Source organism: Advenella mimigardefordensis DPN7 (genome assembly GCF_000521505.1).
In the GTDB taxonomy this organism is placed as follows: Bacteria; Pseudomonadota; Gammaproteobacteria; order Burkholderiales; family Burkholderiaceae_B; genus Advenella; species Advenella mimigardefordensis.
The window spans coordinates 1,058,525-1,077,167 of record NZ_CP003915.1 but is presented as its reverse complement, the minus strand read 5'-3'; the positions used below and the strand labels follow the sequence as shown (position 1 = coordinate 1,077,167).

General features: G+C 55.3%; 13 protein-coding genes. 4 read left to right on the top strand and 9 right to left on the bottom strand.

Features of this window, described 5'->3' with window-relative positions; all coding sequences use genetic code 11:
• Positions 1-106: 106 nt before the first annotated feature.
• Positions 107-1,174 (bottom strand): efflux RND transporter periplasmic adaptor subunit, encoded by a 1,068-nt coding sequence (locus tag MIM_RS04930; RefSeq protein ID WP_052342274.1) that lies wholly within the window; start codon positions 1,172-1,174, stop codon positions 107-109.
• Between the two features lie 210 nt (positions 1,175-1,384).
• Here MIM_RS04930 and baeS point away from each other — a divergent pair, with 210 nt between their 5' ends.
• Together baeS and MIM_RS04920 are read left to right on the top strand one after the other, a co-directional pair.
• Complete coding sequence (gene baeS, locus MIM_RS04925; protein ID WP_025371658.1) at positions 1,385-2,758, top strand: sensor histidine kinase efflux regulator BaeS; 1,374 nt, start codon at positions 1,385-1,387, stop codon at positions 2,756-2,758.
• A 14-nt stretch (positions 2,759-2,772) separates the two neighbouring features.
• Positions 2,773-3,465, top strand: coding sequence for a response regulator (locus MIM_RS04920; protein WP_025371657.1), 693 nt, complete (start codon positions 2,773-2,775; stop codon positions 3,463-3,465).
• Between the two features lie 1,470 nt (positions 3,466-4,935).
• Here the strand turns inward: MIM_RS04920 and cobA are convergent.
• From cobA to MIM_RS04885, 7 genes are all read right to left on the bottom strand, one after another.
• Complete coding sequence (gene cobA / locus MIM_RS04915) at positions 4,936-5,763, bottom strand: uroporphyrinogen-III C-methyltransferase (protein ID WP_025371656.1); 828 nt, start codon at positions 5,761-5,763, stop codon at positions 4,936-4,938.
• Complete coding sequence (locus MIM_RS04910) at positions 5,760-8,486, bottom strand: nitrate reductase (protein WP_222836916.1); 2,727 nt, start codon at positions 8,484-8,486, stop codon at positions 5,760-5,762. Before MIM_RS04910 ends, cobA begins: the two co-directional genes overlap by 4 nt.
• Before the next feature lie 2 nt (positions 8,487-8,488).
• On the bottom strand, positions 8,489-8,821 hold the full coding sequence (nirD, locus tag MIM_RS04905; RefSeq protein WP_245592815.1) for a nitrite reductase small subunit NirD: 333 nt from the start codon (positions 8,819-8,821) through the stop codon (positions 8,489-8,491).
• Between the two features lie 7 nt (positions 8,822-8,828).
• Positions 8,829-11,261 (bottom strand): nitrite reductase large subunit NirB, encoded by a 2,433-nt coding sequence (gene nirB, locus MIM_RS04900; protein ID WP_025371653.1) that lies wholly within the window; start codon positions 11,259-11,261, stop codon positions 8,829-8,831.
• A 38-nt stretch (positions 11,262-11,299) separates the two neighbouring features.
• Positions 11,300-12,166, bottom strand: coding sequence for an ABC transporter ATP-binding protein (locus MIM_RS04895; protein WP_025371652.1), 867 nt, complete (start codon positions 12,164-12,166; stop codon positions 11,300-11,302).
• A gap of 3 nt (positions 12,167-12,169) precedes the next feature.
• Positions 12,170-12,895, bottom strand: a complete 726-nt coding sequence (ntrB, locus tag MIM_RS04890; protein ID WP_407638147.1) for a nitrate ABC transporter permease — start codon at positions 12,893-12,895, stop codon at positions 12,170-12,172.
• A 111-nt stretch (positions 12,896-13,006) separates the two neighbouring features.
• Complete coding sequence (locus MIM_RS04885) at positions 13,007-14,227, bottom strand: CmpA/NrtA family ABC transporter substrate-binding protein (protein ID WP_042070969.1); 1,221 nt, start codon at positions 14,225-14,227, stop codon at positions 13,007-13,009.
• Between the two features lie 514 nt (positions 14,228-14,741).
• On the opposite strand from MIM_RS04885, the gene MIM_RS04880 reads away from it, so the two are divergent.
• Positions 14,742-15,308: an ANTAR domain-containing response regulator gene (locus MIM_RS04880; RefSeq protein ID WP_025371649.1), complete on the top strand. Its 567-nt coding sequence runs from the start codon at positions 14,742-14,744 to the stop codon at positions 15,306-15,308.
• Between the two features lie 104 nt (positions 15,309-15,412).
• Here the strand turns inward: MIM_RS04880 and MIM_RS04875 are convergent, their stop codons facing one another.
• A complete protein-coding gene (locus MIM_RS04875) occupies positions 15,413-17,413 on the bottom strand; it encodes an aconitase family protein (RefSeq protein WP_025371648.1) in 2,001 nt (666 codons plus the stop codon).
• A gap of 369 nt (positions 17,414-17,782) precedes the next feature.
• Here MIM_RS04875 and MIM_RS04865 point away from each other — a divergent pair, with 369 nt between their 5' ends.
• The gene (locus MIM_RS04865; RefSeq protein ID WP_025371646.1) at positions 17,783-18,577 is read left to right on the top strand and encodes a bestrophin-like domain; all 795 of its coding nucleotides are present in this window, start codon (positions 17,783-17,785) and stop codon (positions 18,575-18,577) included.
• Positions 18,578-18,643: the final 66 nt, after the last annotated feature.

The window sequence follows — 18,643 nt, the reverse complement described above, 5'->3', positions numbered from 1 at the left end:
GTTTTTTCTTTATCTCTTTATTCTTTACATAGCCGTCCCGGCTATGGCCGTAGACGATTGATCCGACGGGTCGGTGTATGCGACGTCTGCATCGGCCTGCACGGCCTTAACGCGATCGCCGCTTTTGACCTTTTTGTGTGCCTTCGACAATCACCTGCTCACCGTCTTTGATGCCCGACGTTACCACCCAGCGGTCTCCCACTGCCTGACCAAGCTGCAGCATTCTTTGCTCAACTTTGCCCGTCGCATCGACAACCCATGCCGTTGCCTCGCCCTTGGTGTTGCGTATCACGGCTTTTTGCGGCACCAGCAGGGCTTTCTCATTAATCGCCATGGCGAGCCTGGCCTTAACATACATACCCGGTAAGAGATCACCGTCAGGGTTAGGAATCACCGCTCTGAGCTTTACCGTACCGGTTTCCTCGTCCACTTCCGAGGCCACCATTTCCAGCGTGCCCGGATGGTGATATTCGCTCCCGTCTTCAAGCAGCAACGAAACCGGCACCTTGCCATCAACAGACTTTAAGGACCCGTTTTTTACCAGATTACGCAGGTGCAGCAGAGAAGCGCTCGATTGCGTCACATCCACATACATCGGATCAAGCTGATTGATTTTGGTCAGCGCCGTTGTCTGATCGGCAGTCAGCAAGGCCCCTGCTGTATAACTGGAGGTACCAATGATGCCCGAGATGGGTGCGCGGATTTTTGTGTACTGCAGGTTAATTTGCGCCTGCTCCAGATCCGCTTTGGCAACCGCTACGGTTGCCTCCGCTTTCTTCAGCGTTGCGGCCGCATCGTCACTATCCTGCTTGCTGGCCGCATCCATCGCGGACAAACGTCTGGTTCTTGCCGCCTTGGGTTTCGCAGACAGCAGGTCCGCCTGAGCCTGGGCCAATGTACCCTTGGCACTGTCATAACTGGCCTGATAGGATGCGGAGTCGATCTCATACAACACATCGCCCGCTTCGACCTTGCTGCCTTCGGTAAAAAGTCGCTTACGCAAAATGCCGCCCACCTGAGGACGTACCTCGGACACCTGATAAGCGCGGGTGCGGCCCGATAATTCGTTGGACATCGGTAATATTTCACTCTGAACCGTGGCCACACCAACCTCTGCCTGCTGATTAGCCGGTAGTTGCGGCTTTTCTGTACACGCAGTCAGCAGGAGCAGCATGCTCACGATACCAGCAACTGCTCCACTACGATAATTGCTACACTTAATTAATTGCATCACCTGCACCCGATTCGATTTGGAATAGCTGCATCGTAAAAAGCAAATGTGAGCAAAATATGAAGAATTGGTTTCCCTCGATTTAGTGCGTGTCAATACGCTGTATCCGTCGCTATACTGCATATTGGGACACCACATCACCACTGACAACACATGAGATTCAGCCTGACGACCAAGCTTTTTCTGGCAATACTGACTGTTTGCGCGGCCGTCATGGTCATGCAAACCATGGCCATGCGTTATGGCTTTGAACAGGGTTTTCTTGGATATCTCAATGATCAGGGCCGTCAAAGCATGAATGAGGCGCGTCCGCTCATCACCGCTGCCTATAAAAAACATAATAACTGGGACTTTATGCGGAACAATTTGAGTACCTGGATACAGACCCTCAGACCGCCCATCACGGCGGCAGAAATTCGGCGCGGCCCCTCTGCAGCCGATCAATCGGGCGCCATTGTCCGTATGGGTTTGCTGGATGAGAATCTGAGCTGGGTCTCAGGCAACCCTTCAGTCAACAAAGACTCCATGCGTTTACCGATTATTGTTGATAAAAACACGGTAGGATGGATTGCCATGGTGCCGTTTGAAGATGTACTGGCTCCTGGCGAGTCCCGCTTTCTGGAATCGCAATTGCGAATCATGATCCTGATTGCGACCGTATCACTTGTCATTGTTGCGGTATTTACCTTTCTGATCGCCCGCAGCATTCTGCGAAGGGTACGCAATCTCGCCAAGGGCACGCATATTCTGGCTAAGGGTGATTACACTTCCCGTATCGCACCCGGCGCCCGTGATGAGCTTGGCACGCTGGCCGATGACTTTAACCGCATGGCTCAGGCGCTGGAAAATAATGAACGTACACGACGCGCTTTTATGGCGGATATTTCACATGAATTGCGAACACCGCTGGCTGTGATCCAGGCAGAAATAGAGGCTATTCAGGACAATATTCGCAGCGCCAGCCCTGAATCACTTTCAATGATGCACGGCGAAGTACAACAACTGAACACGTTAATCGGGAATCTGCATCAACTATCCCTGACTGACGCAGGTTTTCAGCAATACCGAATGGTCACGCTTGATTTGACCTCGCTGATCCGACATGCTGCAACAAGTATGAATGTGAGATTTCAACAGGCAGATCTTTCGCTGCAACTGGATCTGCCATCCTATGCGCTCTATCTCAAGGGCGATGAAAGCCGATTGCAGCAACTTTTTTCAAATCTGCTGGAAAATGCCTTGAGATATACCGATAGCGGCGGTCAGGTACTGATCAGAGGTGAAAAACAATCAGACACGATTACGATTTCGATTGCTGATAGTCCCCCTGGCGTTACGCCGGAAAAACTCGACCGCCTTTTTGAGCGGTTCTACCGCGTAGAGGAATCGCGCAATCGCGCCAGTGGTGGCAGTGGTCTGGGCCTGGCGATCTGCCGCAATATCGTCGAAGCACATAACGGTAAAATCCAGGCACACGCATCTGCACTAGGTGGCCTGGAAATACGCCTTCAGTTCCCGGCTCTCTGACGGAAACGATTTTCATGAATACATTATCTACCCAAGGTCATATTTTGATCGTTGAAGACGAGCCCAGGCTTGCCGCTGTTCTGGGAGACTATCTGACCGCGTCGGGCTACACCCATTGCTGGGTAAGCAACGGGCTGGATGCCATGACCACATTCTCTGCAGCGAAACCCGATCTGGTACTGCTGGATCTGATGCTGCCTGGGAAAGGGGGAATGGAGGTCTGTCGGGAGATACGTCTCGATAGCCAAACGCCCATTATCATGATTACCGCATTAGTCGAGGAAATTGACCGGCTGATTGGCCTGGAAACGGGCGCGGATGATTACATCTGTAAACCATTCAGCCCTCGCGAGGTGGTGGCACGCATCGCAGCGGTTCTGCGACGACATCGATATATTCCGAAAGAGGATCGGCCCGATCCGTTATCGATCAACGAAGAATCTTACGAGGCGATGGTGCACGATAAAAAGCTGGATCTGACGCCGATTGAATTTAATTTACTTCTTTTTTTCTACAACGCTCAGGGGCGCGTATTGTCACGCGATCAGGTGCTGGCACAGATCTACCCCGATCATAGAGTCGTGACCGATAGAACGGTTGACACTCATGTGAAGAACCTGCGAAGAAAGCTTGCTGAGGCAGGAGCAAGCGAAGACTGGATCAAATCAATATATGGCGTAGGGTACAAAATGGAGTATCTACCGTAACTTTATGAAGCCGCAGAATGTTGTTTTTATGATTTTAGTGGGCACTTTCCTGGTCAGTCATGTATTGCAATCCACCCAATAGTCGATAAGAACCCTCGGAAAATACTAGGTTGACATGCAAATCACGATTAAGTAAATTAAAACCTGAAATCGGTGGGGGCAGACCCACCGATCCCTGATTAGTAAGCTGGAGTGCTATACAGTAGCAACACCAGCACTATACCGATCAGGATAAGTTGTAATACGATTCTATGCATCGTATCCTCCTTATCAGGCAGGGCCCGGCTTCGGTCGGGCCCTTTTACCGTCTGTACTGCCCTTCAGCACAGCAGCGTTATTCTGATTTTTTCGTCGGTCGCTGCCATCCGTGTTTGATTCAATTTATCCTTTCGTGTTCTCCGACCGTGCCATTTTTCGGTATGCCTCTATTTTGGTTTTGCCCTTTCCTTCTTGGATTTTTGCTGCGTCGCTCTTTTTTCTCGACCCTTCAATCTCGGTGTCTTCCCGGTGTACTGACTACCCCATCTGGGTCTATGAACCCCCTCGGAAAATACTAGGTTGACATGCAAATCACGATTAAGTAAATTAAAACCTGAAATCGGTGGGGGCAGACCCACCGATCCCTGATTAGTAAGCTGGAGTGCTATACAGTAGCAACAACAGCACTATACCGATCAGGATAAGTTGTAATACGATTCTATGCATCGTATCCTCCTTATCAGGCAGGGCCCGGCTTCGGTCGGGCCCTTTTACCGTCTGTACTGCCCTTCAGCACAGCAGCGTTATTCTGATTTTTTCGTCGGTCGCTGCCATCCGTGTTTGATTCAATTTATCCTTTCGTGTTCTCCGACCGTGCCATTTTTTCGAGTCTGCCACGCTACATTGACTCTATCTTTTAATTCTTCGATGTCAGTTCCGTCGCTTAATTTTTGTCAACAATGCAAACGCAGTATTTCTCCGGCAGATTGAATACAGCAATCCACGCCAGGGGCTACGACCACCCTCGGAAAATACTAGGTTGACATACAAAGCACGATTAAGTAAATTAAAACCTGAAATCGGTGGGGTGGGGCCCACCGATCCCTGATTAGTAAGCTGGTGTGCTATACATTAGCAACATCAGCACTATACCAATCAGGATAAGTTGTAATACGATTGTTCGCATCGTATCCTCCTTATCAGGCAGGCCCGGCTTCGGTCGGGCCTTTTTACCGTCTGTACTGCCCGTCAGCACAGCACCAAAATTCTGATTTTTTTGTCGGTGGCTGCCATCCGTGTTTGATTCAATTTGCCCCTTGCGACTTCTCCCTATTTTGTGCTGAAAACATCAAGTGCTGATTGAAAAAAGCGAAGTTCACTGCCATTCGGCATTGTGCGAGTAAGAGATGCAAACCGCTGTGCAACCATTCCCCCGATCGCGATTCTGTTCCCTTCAAAACCATAAGATTAACCTGCAGCGACGCTACTACTTCACAAACAGGCCGCCTGCGCGATCACGGTGTCCGCCATACTTTGCACATCGTCGTCTGGTTGATACCGAGCCGATACGCGATGCGCAACCGCCCTGCCGATAATAAGTAATGCCGGACTACTCAGGCCCGCAGCACAAATGTCGGCCGACATGGTGTCGAGCGTAGTATATATGGTGCGCTCATTTCGGCAACTGACACGCTCAACCACAGCAACCGGCAGGTCAGCGGCAAAGCCGGCCTGCAACAGGTCCCGCTGCAGTTGTTCCTTTTTACTCATTCCCATATAACAGACCAGCGTCAGTCCGCTTTGCGCCAGCGCCTGCCAGTCAGGCACCGTTCCATCGGCAGTGTGGGCAGTGACAAACGCTACGCCGCGTGCAACCGAGCGATGCGTTAATGGCAGGTTCAATTGGCTGGCCGCCGCCAGACCGGCAGTCAAGCCACCGACCGCTTCGGCAGCAATCCCCTGTTCATGCAGCCAGGCCAGTTCTTCCCCACCACGTCCGAAAATAAAGGGATCGCCCCCTTTGACCCTGGCTACCTGCAGTCCGGCGCGCGCATAGCGTGCCATCAGGTGCAAAATAAAACTTTGCGCCGTGGAAGGACAGCCGCCACGCTTGCCGACCGGCACGATCCGGGCATGGGTAGGCGCCAGGGCCAGAATATCGTCGCTGATCAGATCATCCACCAGCCAGACATCGGCGCCCTGCAGAATCCGATAGGCTTTTAAGGTAAGCAGCTCGGCATCGCCCGGGCCCGCGCCCACCAGCCAGACTTTGCCCGGGACCGTATCGCTCGCAGACATTGCTTTGATGCTGTTTGTCATAGTGCCTCCACGCCGGCATGCCGGCTGATCATTTGATTGATTTGCACGACACAGGACCCACAGCCTGTACCGCAGTTAAGAGTTTGCTTGAGTGCAGGCAGATCCATACCGCTGCGAATACCGTGAAGGATTTGTGCGTCAGTTACGCCGTTACAGGCACACACGATGCGTGCCCGTTCTTTCATTTGTGATTTTCCAAGGAGTACCGGCAGCAATGGCTCGGGTCTTACATCCGTATCGACCCAGTCGTTCAGTGCCACCTCGGCATTCAGGTCAGTGCCAGCCAGACAATAGACAGCCACCCGACCATCGCTGCACCGCACCCGCCGATAGATGCCACGTGCGGGATCGTCGAATGCCACGTCTGCATCGGCAATGCCAAGGTCTGCCAGCAGGTGTTTCAGTCGCGCCGGTTCGGGTACGGTTCTGGTGGCCAGGCGCAGGCGCAACCCACCGCCGCCGGTCGCCACCGGCACGGCGATCGCATAATCAAAGCCACTGAGCCAGATCGACAATTGCCGCTGCAACTGGACTGCATCGCCGCGTACCCACGCGACGGCCTGCCACACCGGTTGATAGGCTTGAACACCAATGACGCAATGCTTCAGCTCGGGCTGCCCTGAGTCCGGATCGGTCGCGCCATGGGTAAGCCCATTAATGCCGTCCCCAGCCATGAAACGACTGCCCCAGTGCATTGGCACAAAAGCGCAGCCGGGTTTAAGCGTCTCGTCTGCCTGCGCCGGCAACACCAGGCGTGCACGCCTTGACCGGATGGTGACCAGCGCCTGATCTCCAATACGATAACGCGCCATGTCTGACGGATGCAGATGTACAACGGGTTCCTCCACGTGACCAATCAGTGTCTGCGACAACCCGGTACGGGTCATGGTATGCCAGTGATCGCGCAAGCGTCCGGTCGTCAGACGCAGAGGGAAATGCGCCGAAATATTTTCCACAGGCGCAACGTAGCCCACGGCTGCGAAGCGGGCCCGCCCATTGGGCGTGGCAAACACATGATTGGTATACAGGCGGGGCGTGCCCGACTGCGTAAACGGCCACTGCACCGGACCGAGCTGCTCCAGCACATCAAAACTGAGCGCACTATAGTCCAGATCACGACCGGCAGTTAACGCTGCGTGCTCGGCAAAAATCTGCGCTTCATCGGCGTAGCTGAACAACGCTTCCTTCTCGGGCGCAATCTGCCGCGCCACGCGTTGTGCGACCTGTTGCACAATTTTCCAGTCGGCCAAGGCATCACCAGGGGCCGCAATAGCGGCCCGAACACGACTGATCCGGCGCTCCGAATTAGTAACGGTGCCTTCCTTCTCGGGCCAGGTCGCGGCCGGCAGAATCAGATCGGCGTAGGCCAGCGTTTCTGCATCGGCAAACGCCTCCTGCACAATGACGAAGTCGGCGCTTTGCATGGCCTTGCGCACTCGGGTCTGATCGGGTAAAGACTGCGCCGGATTTGTGGCAGCAATCCAGATCACCCGAATGCGTTTTTCCAGCAACGCGTCAAACATGGCAACAGCCGGATGCCCAGGCGTGTCCGGTATGCTATCGGCCCCCCACAAGGCAGCAACCTCCTGACGATGCACCGGATTGACCGGATCCCGATGGCCTGGCAGAAGCGTTGCCATGGCACCGGCTTCACGCCCTCCCATGGCATTAGGCTGACCGGTAAGTGAAAATGGGCCCGTGCCCGGCCGGCCGATATGACCGGTAGCCAGATGCAAATGAATCAGCGACATGTTTTTGGCAGTGCCGCTGCTGGACTGGTTCAGGCCCATGGTGTACAGCGAGAGCGTTGCAGCGCTTTGCGCAAACCATCTGGCCGCTTTTACAATATCGGCCGCAGCCACGCCGCACACGCCTTCGGCCGCTGCCGGGGTAAATTCGCGGATGCGATCTTTCAATGCAGGAAAGCCGTCAGTGTAGCGGGCAATATAGTCGTGGTCGATCAGGTTTTCCCAGACCATGACATTGAGCATCGCGTGAAACAGCGCCACGTCTGCGCCGGGTGTTACCGCCAGATGCAGATCGGCCGCCTGCGCGGTATCGGTATTGCGCGGGTCGATCACAATAATCTTCATGTGCGGCCGCAACTGCCGTGCCTGCATCAGGCGCCGAAACAGCACCGGGTGTGCATAGGCCATATTCGAACCGGCAATCAGGACCGTATCGGCCAGCTCGATATCCTCATAACTTGCCGGCGGCGCGTCGGCACCCAGCGTCATTTTGTATCCGCTCACCGCGCTGGACATGCACAGGCGCGAGTTGGTATCGATATTATTGGTGCCCACCAGAACGCGGGCCATCTTGTTGAAGATCGCGTAGTCTTCGGTCAGCAACTGGCCCGACAAATAAAAGCCCATGGACTGCGGTCCGGCCTCACGCACGGTTGTGCTGATCACCTTTGCCGCCACATCGAACGCCTCGGCCATATCGATTTGGCGATACTGGCCGGTCTGTCTATCGCGCAGGCGTGCATGCAGCACCCGTGTCGTATCCCGTCTGATCGTTCCGGGCAAAGCCATGCCCTTGCTGCACAGCAGCCCCGCATTGGACGGATGCGCCCTGTCACCTTCTACAGACAACACCTGTTCGCCCTTGCTTTGAATACGTACGCCGCAACCGGTGCCGCAGTAGCAGCAAACCGAAAGAGTGACGCGTATTTCATCTGTCGTCATCTGAACCAGCGGGACCGGCACCGGAGCATCCATGGCTACTGTCCTTCGTCCAGATTCAGACAAACCCGATCCTGATCGATTTTCACGGCGATCGTTCTGACACAGCCCTCGTCCGGCGCCTGCACTTGCCCGGTAGGCAAATCAATAACCATGCCATGCAGCGGGCAGGTTACCGATGCCCCATGCACCAGGCCGGCGGACAGGGGGCCGCCCTTGTGGGGACATTTATCGACAATGGCGTAGACAGCGCCCTGGCCGCTACGAAACACGGCAATATCGTCCTGACCGTTGCGGCGTATGACACGCGCACCACGTGTCGGAATATCGCTGGTGGCGCACACAGGCGTCCATTTTTCGCAGACTTTCATCGTATCCTCACACATTCAGGGTTTCAAGTTCCGGCGCCGCAATCCGTTTCTCTATGCGATCCTGCCAGGGGTCCTGCTCCAGCGACACGGCAAAGCGCAGGCGCTCATACAGCGCTGCACGATTCTCGGCATTATTGATGACCTGTTCTTTCGCATGCTCCAGGCCAACCCGCGCCAGGTAATGGACGGTGCGCTCCAGGTAATAAGCCTCTTCGCGATACAGCTGCAGAAAGGCGCCGCAGTACTGCAACACTTCTTCCTGGGTTTCCACCTTGACAAAAAACTGGGCAACTTCCGTTTTGATACCGCCGTTGCCGCCAACATAAATCTCCCATCCGGAATCCACCGCGATAATGCCCACATCCTTGATACCGGATTCAGAACAGTTGCGCGGACAGCCGGAGACCGCGAGTTTGACCTTATGCGGGCTCCACATGCCGGTCAGGTCTTTTTCAAGTGCAATCCCCATTCCGGTGGAATCCTGTGTACCAAAACGGCAGAACTGGCTGCCCACGCAGGTCTTCACGGTACGCAGGCTCTTGCCATAAGCGTGCCCTGAGGGCATGTCGAGGTCCTTCCAGACAGAGGTCAAATCTTCCTTGCGTACACCCAGCAAGTCGATCCGTTGTCCGCCAGTCACCTTGACCATCGGAATGGCGTATTTATCTGCCACATCGGCAATTCGTCTAAGCTCTGCAGAATTGGTAACGCCGCCCCAGATCCGGGGAACCACAGAATAGGTCCCATCCTTCTGAATGTTCGCATGCATGCGTTCATTCACCAGACGCGACGCGCCATCATCAACGGCCTCGCCCGGCCAGGTAGACAGTAGATAATAATTAAGCGCCGGCCGGCAGGTCGCACAGCCATCAGGCGTGCGCCATTCCATGAAATGCATGGCCTCGGCAATGGTAGTCAGATGTTGTTCACGAATCACCTTGCGGGCCTGTCCATGTGTCACATCCGTGCAGCCACAAATAGGCCGGGCCGATTTGGGTTTGACGTCAGCAGCGCCGCCCACACAATTGATCAGGATCTGCTCTACCAGACCGGTACATGATCCGCAGGAACTGGCGGCCTTGGTATGCTTTTTGATGTCATCGACGGTAAACAAACCCTGCTCGCGGATGGCTTTGACAATCGTGCCCTTGCATACGCCGTTACAGCCGCAAACCTCAGCGCTATCAGGCATACCCGCCACTTTGTTCTCACCGGCGTGTCCGGTATCGCCGACCGCTCCTTCGCCAAACATCAGCTGATCACGAATGTCATGAATCGATCGGCCTTCGCGAATCAGCCGGAAGTACCAGGCGCCGTCTGCCGTGTCGCCATACAGGCAGGCGCCCACCAGTTTGTCATCCGCGACAACCAGTTTCTTGTAGACTCCACCCTCGGGGTCGGCCAGCGTAATGCAATCGGTTTTGGCATCCCCTACAAAATCGCCGGCCGAAAAAACATCAATACCGGTCACTTTCAATTTGGTAGACGTGACACTGCCCTCGTAGCGTGCAATGCCATACATGGCCAAATGGTTGGCCGCCACTTTGGCCTGTTCAAAGAGCGGCGCAACCAGACCATAGGCGGTACCGCGATGGCTCACGCACTCACCCACCGCATAGATGCTTGGATCATAGGTCTGCATGGTATCGGTAACCACGATTCCGCGATCCACATGCAAGCCGGCACTGGCAGCCAGTGCGACGTTCGGACGAATGCCAACTGCCATGACAACCAGATCGGCAGGCATCTCGTACCCATTGGCGAAGCGAATCGCACCAACCCGGCCCTGGCCATCATCCACAATTTCGCTGGTCTGATGCCCCATCAGAAACTGCAGGCCGCGCGCTTCCAGACTCTTGCGCAACATATTGGCGGCCTGCTCATCAAGCTGGCGATCCAGCAGCGTCTCGCCCAGGTGCACCACCGTGACCGACATGCCACGCACGGCCAGGCCATTGGCCGCTTCCAGCCCAAGCAGGCCGCCGCCGATCACGACCGCATGGCGCCGCACACCCGCCGCTTCGATCATCAGGTTCACATCGTTGATGTCGCGAAACGTCACAACACCGTCCAGATTATTTCCAGGCACAGGCAGGATAAACGGATTGGAACCGGTAGCCAGCAGCAAGCGATCGTATGGAACCACGGTGCCATCTGCGGTATGCACTTGCCGGCGCACCCGGTCAATCCTGGTGACCAGCTGGTTCATCATCAAATTGATATTATTGCTGTCATACCAGGACTGGTCATTCAGAATAATATCCTGGATGGTCTGTTCCCCGGTCAGCACGGGCGACAGCAATATCCGGTTGTAATTGGGATAGGCTTCGCTGCCAATAATGGTAATGTCATACAGCTGATCATCCAGCTTGAGCAACTCTTCGACGGTGCGAACACCTGCCATCCCGTTGCCTATCAGTACCAATTTGCGTTTTTTCATGATATTGCCTGTATTCATTTGTGATTAAGCATGCGGTCTTAAGCGACGATTGCACTGTCCTCTTTGTGCTCCGCCGGCTCGGCGTCTCCTGCCTCAACCAGCGCAAGACGGGTGCTTTGCTCCGGGTTCGAATAACGTTGATGCAAAAATTTCATTACCGCAGCACGATATTGCAGATAGCGTGGATCAGCAGCCAGTGCAACACGATCGCGACGGCCCGGCAGCTCAATCGCCAGGATCTGTCCGATCGTGGCTGCCGGTCCGTTGGTTAGCATGACAATCCGGTCCGACAGCAGCACGGCTTCGTCCACATCGTGGGTCACCATCACAACCGTGCTTTGCGTACGCTTGACAATGCGCAACAGGGCATCCTGCAAATGGGCACGCGTCAGCGCATCCAGTGCGCCAAAGGGCTCGTCCATCAGCAGTACTTTGGGCTCGATGGCCAGCGCCCTGGCAATGCCCACGCGCTGCTTCATACCGCCCGATATTTCACGCGGATACTTGCTGCTGGCATGAGCCAGATCTACCAGTTCCAGCGCCGCTGCCGTGCGTTCGCGCAGACGTGCCCTGGTTTCGGTGGCACCGAAAACCCGTTCCACTGCCAGGTAGACATTTTGAAAGCAGGTGAACCACGGCAGCAGCGAATGATTCTGAAAAACCATGGCGCGATCCGGCCCGGGTCCGGCAATTTCGCGCTGATCACAAATGAGCACGCCACTGCTGGGTTTGGTCAGACCGGCAATCAGATTGAGCAGCGTTGATTTGCCGCAACCGGAATGGCCGATCAGCGAGACGAACTCGCCCTTGCGAATCGCCAGATTGATCTCGTTCAGGGCCGTGAACGGCCCGCGGGCGGTGTCGAAAACCTGACTAACCGATTCAACTGCAACATACTTTTCCATGGGTTACTCCTCGGCAAAGGCAAAGCGTTTGGCCAGTGACAGCAGGGCAAAGTCAAGCAGCAGACCGACCAGACCGATAATGAAAATGGCAATAATGATGTGCTGCACATTCAGGTTGTTCCATTCATCCCACAACCAGAAACCGATACCCGTACCGCCGGTCAGCATCTCTGCGGCCACGATCACCAGCCAGGCAGTACCAATAGACAGGCGTACGCCCGTCAGCACATAAGGCAGCACCGACGGCAGCAAAATACTGGTCAGCACTTTGCGCTCAGACAGATTCAGTACCCGCGCAATGTTCAGATAGTCCGCAGGTACCCGCGCCACACCGTCTGCCGTATTGATAATCATCGGCCAGATGGAACAGATGAATATGGCCCAGATGGCAGCGGGCTCGGCGGCCTTGAAGATTAGCAGGCCCAGTGGCAGCCAGGCCAGTGGAGAGACAGGACGCAACAGACTGATTACCGGCGCGGCCATCTTGCGTATCGGTGCATAGCGACCGATGATGAAACCGGCCGGAATGCCAATCAGCGCCGCCAGACCAAAGCCGACGCCGACACGCCACAGTGAAGCCAGTACGTTCCAGCCAATGCCCACATCGTTCGGACCGTTGCGGTAAAAGGGATCCTGAAACAGGGTGACTGCCGACTGCAAGGTCGCCAGCGGCGTGGGAATACCGGCAATTTTTCCAGCAATCATTTCCCAGATCACGACAACGACCATCAGGCCGATGAGTGGATAACCCAATTTGCCGAGCCACGCCATGGCAGGCAATCCGCTCCATGTCGGCGTGGTTACTGATTTGGCTGCGGTGTTCATCTGCTTCTCCCGTACTTATACATGAACGGCAAAGCCGTCGGCATACGCCGCCGGGTCGCTGCCATTCCAAAGGACGCCATCCATCAGCGTCGAAGACCGGCTTTCGCTGGTCGGCAAAGGTGTACCACTGGCCTGAGCGGCGGTCTTATAGATGTCGATACGATTGACTTTCCTGGCAACCGCCTGATAGTCAGGATGCGATTGGAGCAGGCCCCAGCGCTTTTGCTGGGTCAGGAACCACATGCCGTCGCTCAGATAAGGGAAGGTTGCCGCCCCGTCGCCGTAAAAGCGCATGGGGTGCGCACTGTCTGTGACCTTGCCAATACCGTTGTCGTACTTGCCCAGCATGCGGCCGGTAATCACATCGGCCTGCGTATTGACATAAGACTTGGCCGCAATCACCTTGGCCGTTTTCTCGATATTGGCGGCAGAGCTGTCGATCCACCTGCCGGCTTCCAGAATCGCTGCCGTCACGGCCCTTGCAGTGTTCGGATACTGATCCGCAAATTTGGCTGTGGTGCCCAGTACCTTCTCCGGATGGTCCTGCCAGATTTCCTGCGTGGTGATGGCAGTGAAGCCGATCTGATCGATCACCGCCCGCGCGTTCCACGGCTCGCCCACACAGTACCCATCCATATTGCCAATCATCATATTGGCCACCATTTGCGGCGGCGGTACGGTGATGACACGGACATCGTTGAACGGATGAATATCATGCGCCGCCAGCCAGTAGTAAAGCCACATGGCATGCGTGCTGGTGGGAAAGGTTTGCGCGAAGGTCAGTTGCCGGTCCAGCGTGGCCATGGTTTTCTTGAGCGACGCGCCGTCTGTTACGCCGCGCTCGTGCAATGCTTTGGCCAGCGTAATCCCCTGCCCGTTCTGGTTGAGCCCCATGAGCACGGCCATGTCGGTTTGCGGACCACCAACGCCCACCTGCAGGCCATATATCATGCCGTACAGGGCATGAGCAAAGTCCAGATTGCCGTTGATTAGCTTATCGCGCACGGCAGCCCAGGACGCTTCCTTGCTCGGAATAATCTTTACTCCGTATTTTTTGTCGATACCCAGTTCGGCCGCCATGATGACTGACGCACAGTCGGTCAGGGGAATAAAGCCGATCTTGACTTCGGTTTTTTCGGGTGCGTCCGAGCCTGCTGCCCAGGCACCGGTACGCAAAAAGGGATCTGCCAGACCCAGTGCGCCAATGCCTGCTGCCGAGCGCGCTACCGACAGCATCCATTGCCGCCGATATACGCTCCCTGGGGCGATGGTATCCCGTACTGCATGGCTGCGTACCGGTACCCCGACCGTTTTGTCTGACCCGTCTGTTTTCTTCCGACTGTTCATCATTACCCCAAATAAAAAGCGTCCTGCGGATACGTTGTAAAAACGTACCAGCAGGACGCCGTTGTCCTGAATACTGTCATTGCCCGTTGAAGACCGCCTTTGGCCTTCACAACCAGCAAAGCAAATTGCATGCCAGTTTTTATGTGCGAGAGGGAGCATCTATGCTGACAGATGATTCTGCCCGGCAATGACGACTGCAAACGGGCTGATCTACCCGTTTGGCGATGTTGATCAGCAGCGTCATTGATGCCGCGATGCACAATAACAGTGCATCTGCGGCCTGCTGCCGCCACAAGGCGACATTGACCTGAGCAGAACGCACTCAAAACGGGCATCGCCGGCGTATGTCAGTTGAACAAAAAGCGGCACGGCTTTTGCTTTAGATGGGCAAAGAGGATAGAAAATGCTGAGTGTGATGTTGATCCATGATGAGCAGAACGATGACCTGCGTGGCAAACTGCAGGCAGCCGGCATTCACGTCGTGGCCGAAATATCGCCGCTGGCCGATTTTGCGGCGGCATTGGCCGGCATCAAACCCGATGTCGTGCTGGTCAGTTCAGATGCGTCCTGTCGCGATACGCTGGAAGGGCTCTGCATGCGCTCGGATGACAGTGCGTTGCCGGTCGTCATGTTTACCAATGACAATGACCGCAGCTTCATGCAGGCATCAATCAGGGCAGGCGTTGCCGCCTATGTAGTGGGCGATGTCCCTTCGGCCCGGCTACTCTCGTTACTGGACGTGGCCATAGAACGCTTTGCGCTGGAGCGCTCGCGCCGTCTGGAACTCAATGACACCCGGCAACGGCTGGCCGAACGCCAGGACGTGGAAAAAGCCAAGGGCATTCTGATGAAAACGCATGGCGTGGACGAAGACGAGGCCTATCGAATGCTGCGCAAAAAGGCCATGCAAACCCAGCGCCGGATCGGCCAGATCGCCGCCGCCCTGATTGAAGCACATACGTTTCTGTAAGACATATCTGCTACGGGGTGAACCGGATCGAATTTGCGAAGATCCGCAAGGGCCATGGGCGTTGCGACAAGGCCCGGCCGACCCACCCGCTGCGGCACCCCCAACTAAACCGGCTGCTGCCCGGTCGCTGCCTGCTCTTGTAGCTGCGAGAACGAACAGATGTGACCTGCCAGCGCACTGGCCATGACCGTGGCAGGGCTACCCAGCCATACGTTGCCGGGGCCCGAGCGCCCGGGGAAATTCCGGTTGATCGCGCTGATTGTGGTCTGGCCGGCGTCCGTTGACGAACCAGGGCCGCAATTGGCGCAGGCTCCGCATGACGGTTGCAATATATGTGCGCCCATACGCTCGAAAACCTGATCATAGCCCTTTTGCACACAATAATCGCGGACGGCTGTGGTGCCATACTGCAAGTACAATTGCACATGTGGCGCAACATGCAGGCCCTGCTGCAGCCCCCAGGCCAGAACAGCGTGATACTGATCAAAGTCTTCACGTTTGCCTGCCGTACAGGAGCCACCATAGGCAATATCAATTGCCACGGTTTCACCCAATGACCCCACGGGTCGTCCGTTGCCCGGGTCACCGGGAGCGGCCACCAGGACGTCGAGCGTTGAACAGTCAACCGTCATTTCCTGTTCATAGGTCGCCCCCGGATCGCTGCGCATCCAGTCGGCCAGTTCAAATGCGACGCCCCGTCGCTCCTGCAGAAACTGTACCGTGCGAATATCCGGCGCCACAATACCGGTAAAGCCGCCGAGCTCCGCACACATATTGGTCAATGTGGCGCGTTCATCGACAGACAGATTGTCGATAACTGCGCCGGTGAATTCAAACACCCGGCCCACACCTTTGCCTTCACGGATTTGCGGCAGCGCCAGCAGATGCAGAACAATATCCTTGGCCGCTACCCCTGCCGGTAAGGTACCCTGCAGCCGCACCAGAATCCCGGGCGGCATGGTGATACGGACGGCCCCGGTCATAAACGCATTGGCCATATCGGTGGTACCCACCCCGAAGGCAACACAGCCCAGGGCACCGCTATGGGGGGTATGCGAATCGGTTCCAACCACCACCTGCCCGGGAAGCGCGTAATGCTCAGCCATCATGGCATGTGAAATACCGGCAACATTGCTGCCATCGTCCCGCCGGGCTTCATCCTCTGTCAGTGTACGGTGCCAGCGCAGGCCGGTGGCCTTCACAAAATCGCGATGCGCCTGGCACATGCGCAGCATATTCGGCACCAGCCCCTGACGCAAGTGCGCAGGACTCTCGTGTATATAGGAAGTGTGGTCCTCAAAGGCGATGACTTTTTCAGTGTCAAACAATTGCAGCGGCGCGGTATAACTCTGGTACAGCATATGGGCCGCCATACCGGTGTAATACTCGTGGATGAAGCGCCAGTCTGCACGCAGAAAAATACCCGTACCCGGCGTCAGATCGGTGCCGGTCTGTTCCGTACGCAATACGTGCCTGGCAATAATTTTTTCAAATAGCGTTTGTGGTTTATCGCCTGCGGCTGCGGCCTGCGGGCGACTTCTGGCAAGATAACGCTTGCCATAATTGAGCAGCCCGCCACTGCGCACAATGGCCTGAGTCAGCTCATCGCGCTCCTGCAATATCTGCTCAAGCGTGATGCTTTGCCCCGCAAGCAACTGCGCCAGCAACGTAAAATCAGTAGAGGTGAGCAAGCCGATATTGTCCGCATTTTGCCGATAGATCCGCTCGAAGCTGCGCGCAAAGATCAGACGTACACCGGCATGCTTTTCGGCCGCCGGACTGTGCTCACGCGAAGAACCCTTGCCATAACGGTTGCCGGCCACGACCACCTGAATGCCGGCCTCCTTGACTGCACGCCTGGCAATGGGCGTACGACCACCCGCCAATACCCCGGTATAGGCAAACTCGCCCAGCTTCTCGTCATAGTGAGACATGATTGCGACCGGCGTAATTTCATCGGTAGAAATGTCGTCCCGTAACCGAATGTCTTCGGATACACCTGGCAGCACAGCACCCGGCTGCAGACAGGCTTCTATCACTTGCGGATCGTCGGCAAGATACAGAAAGCGCTCAAAAGCAAGAGGGGCAATCGGGGACTCATTCATTACTGCAATTTCCTGATGGTTACGCACGATGATTATCAACCGTCATTATCGCGCATCGCGCTGGCATTGTGCGGCCAGCCATGGCATGGCTCGCGCTTTTGTGCCTTCAAGCCTGAACCTGTGCGATGTGCTGCCGACATTGCGCTTAATGCGCCATTCATTCACAAAAAACAAGGCAGGCCAACGACAGCAGGTGAAGTTCAAAGGGATCAACAGGGTCAGTACATTTTTTTCAATTGCAATATTCCCCATATTGGCCACATGCAGACAGCAGGTAGAATACGAGAGGCCATAAAACCGGCCTGGCCGCCTTTCATGCCGCCGTAAAAAATTCACATTGATGCGCTGATGCCGCCCGTGAGGAAAGTCATGCAACTTTACAATTTGCTGTTCGACATACCCAATTTTCTCGTCTGGATTCTGTGCCTTTTCTGCTTTCTGGGTATGTCCATGTTCGTTGTCCTGATTATTCGACTCCAGCGCAAAAATAGCACGTCGCCACGCAGCAGTGCCCTGAGCCATACCCTGATTTCCGGCCTGCTGGTACCTATCGGCCTGAACATGGCCTTCATGGCCAGTGATGTATGGAAGGAAAACGAAAAGGGACAGGCGGCAACCGAGCAGGAAGCCGGCTCAGTCGGCGATGCGCTCAGGGTACTCAGGCATATGCCCGAAGAAATAAACAAAGATCTGCGCGCCCGCCTGCAGACTTATGTGAATGCCGCCCTGCAGGATGAATGGCCGCGGATGGGGCGCGATCAGGCCAGCGAAATGACCGAATCAGCGCTGGATGTGCTGGTTATCAATGCGGCCAAAACCGCCATTGAAGTACGTGACGACCCATACATCAGCTCACAGATGGCGCTGCTTAACACGTATTTGAAACAGGTTCGGGAAGCCCGCGATGAGCGGCTCAATGTTGCCAACTATCATATCAATATGCAGAAATGGCTGGTGCTGCTGATCCTTCTGTGTGTCTGCATGTATGTCATTTACGATATTCACTATCACACCCGTAATGAATTGCGCAAAGCGGTCGTACTTATTTCGTTGAGCTTTGCCAGTATCACGTTCCTCATTCTGGTGAATGACCGGCCCTTCACCGGCAGCAGCATTATCGAACCGGAACATTTACGACAAATTCAAAAGACGCAGTTTCGCTAAACGGAATACCCCGGCGGAAAAAACACCCTACAATACAAAAAACGCATTTGCTTAACTAACCGACAT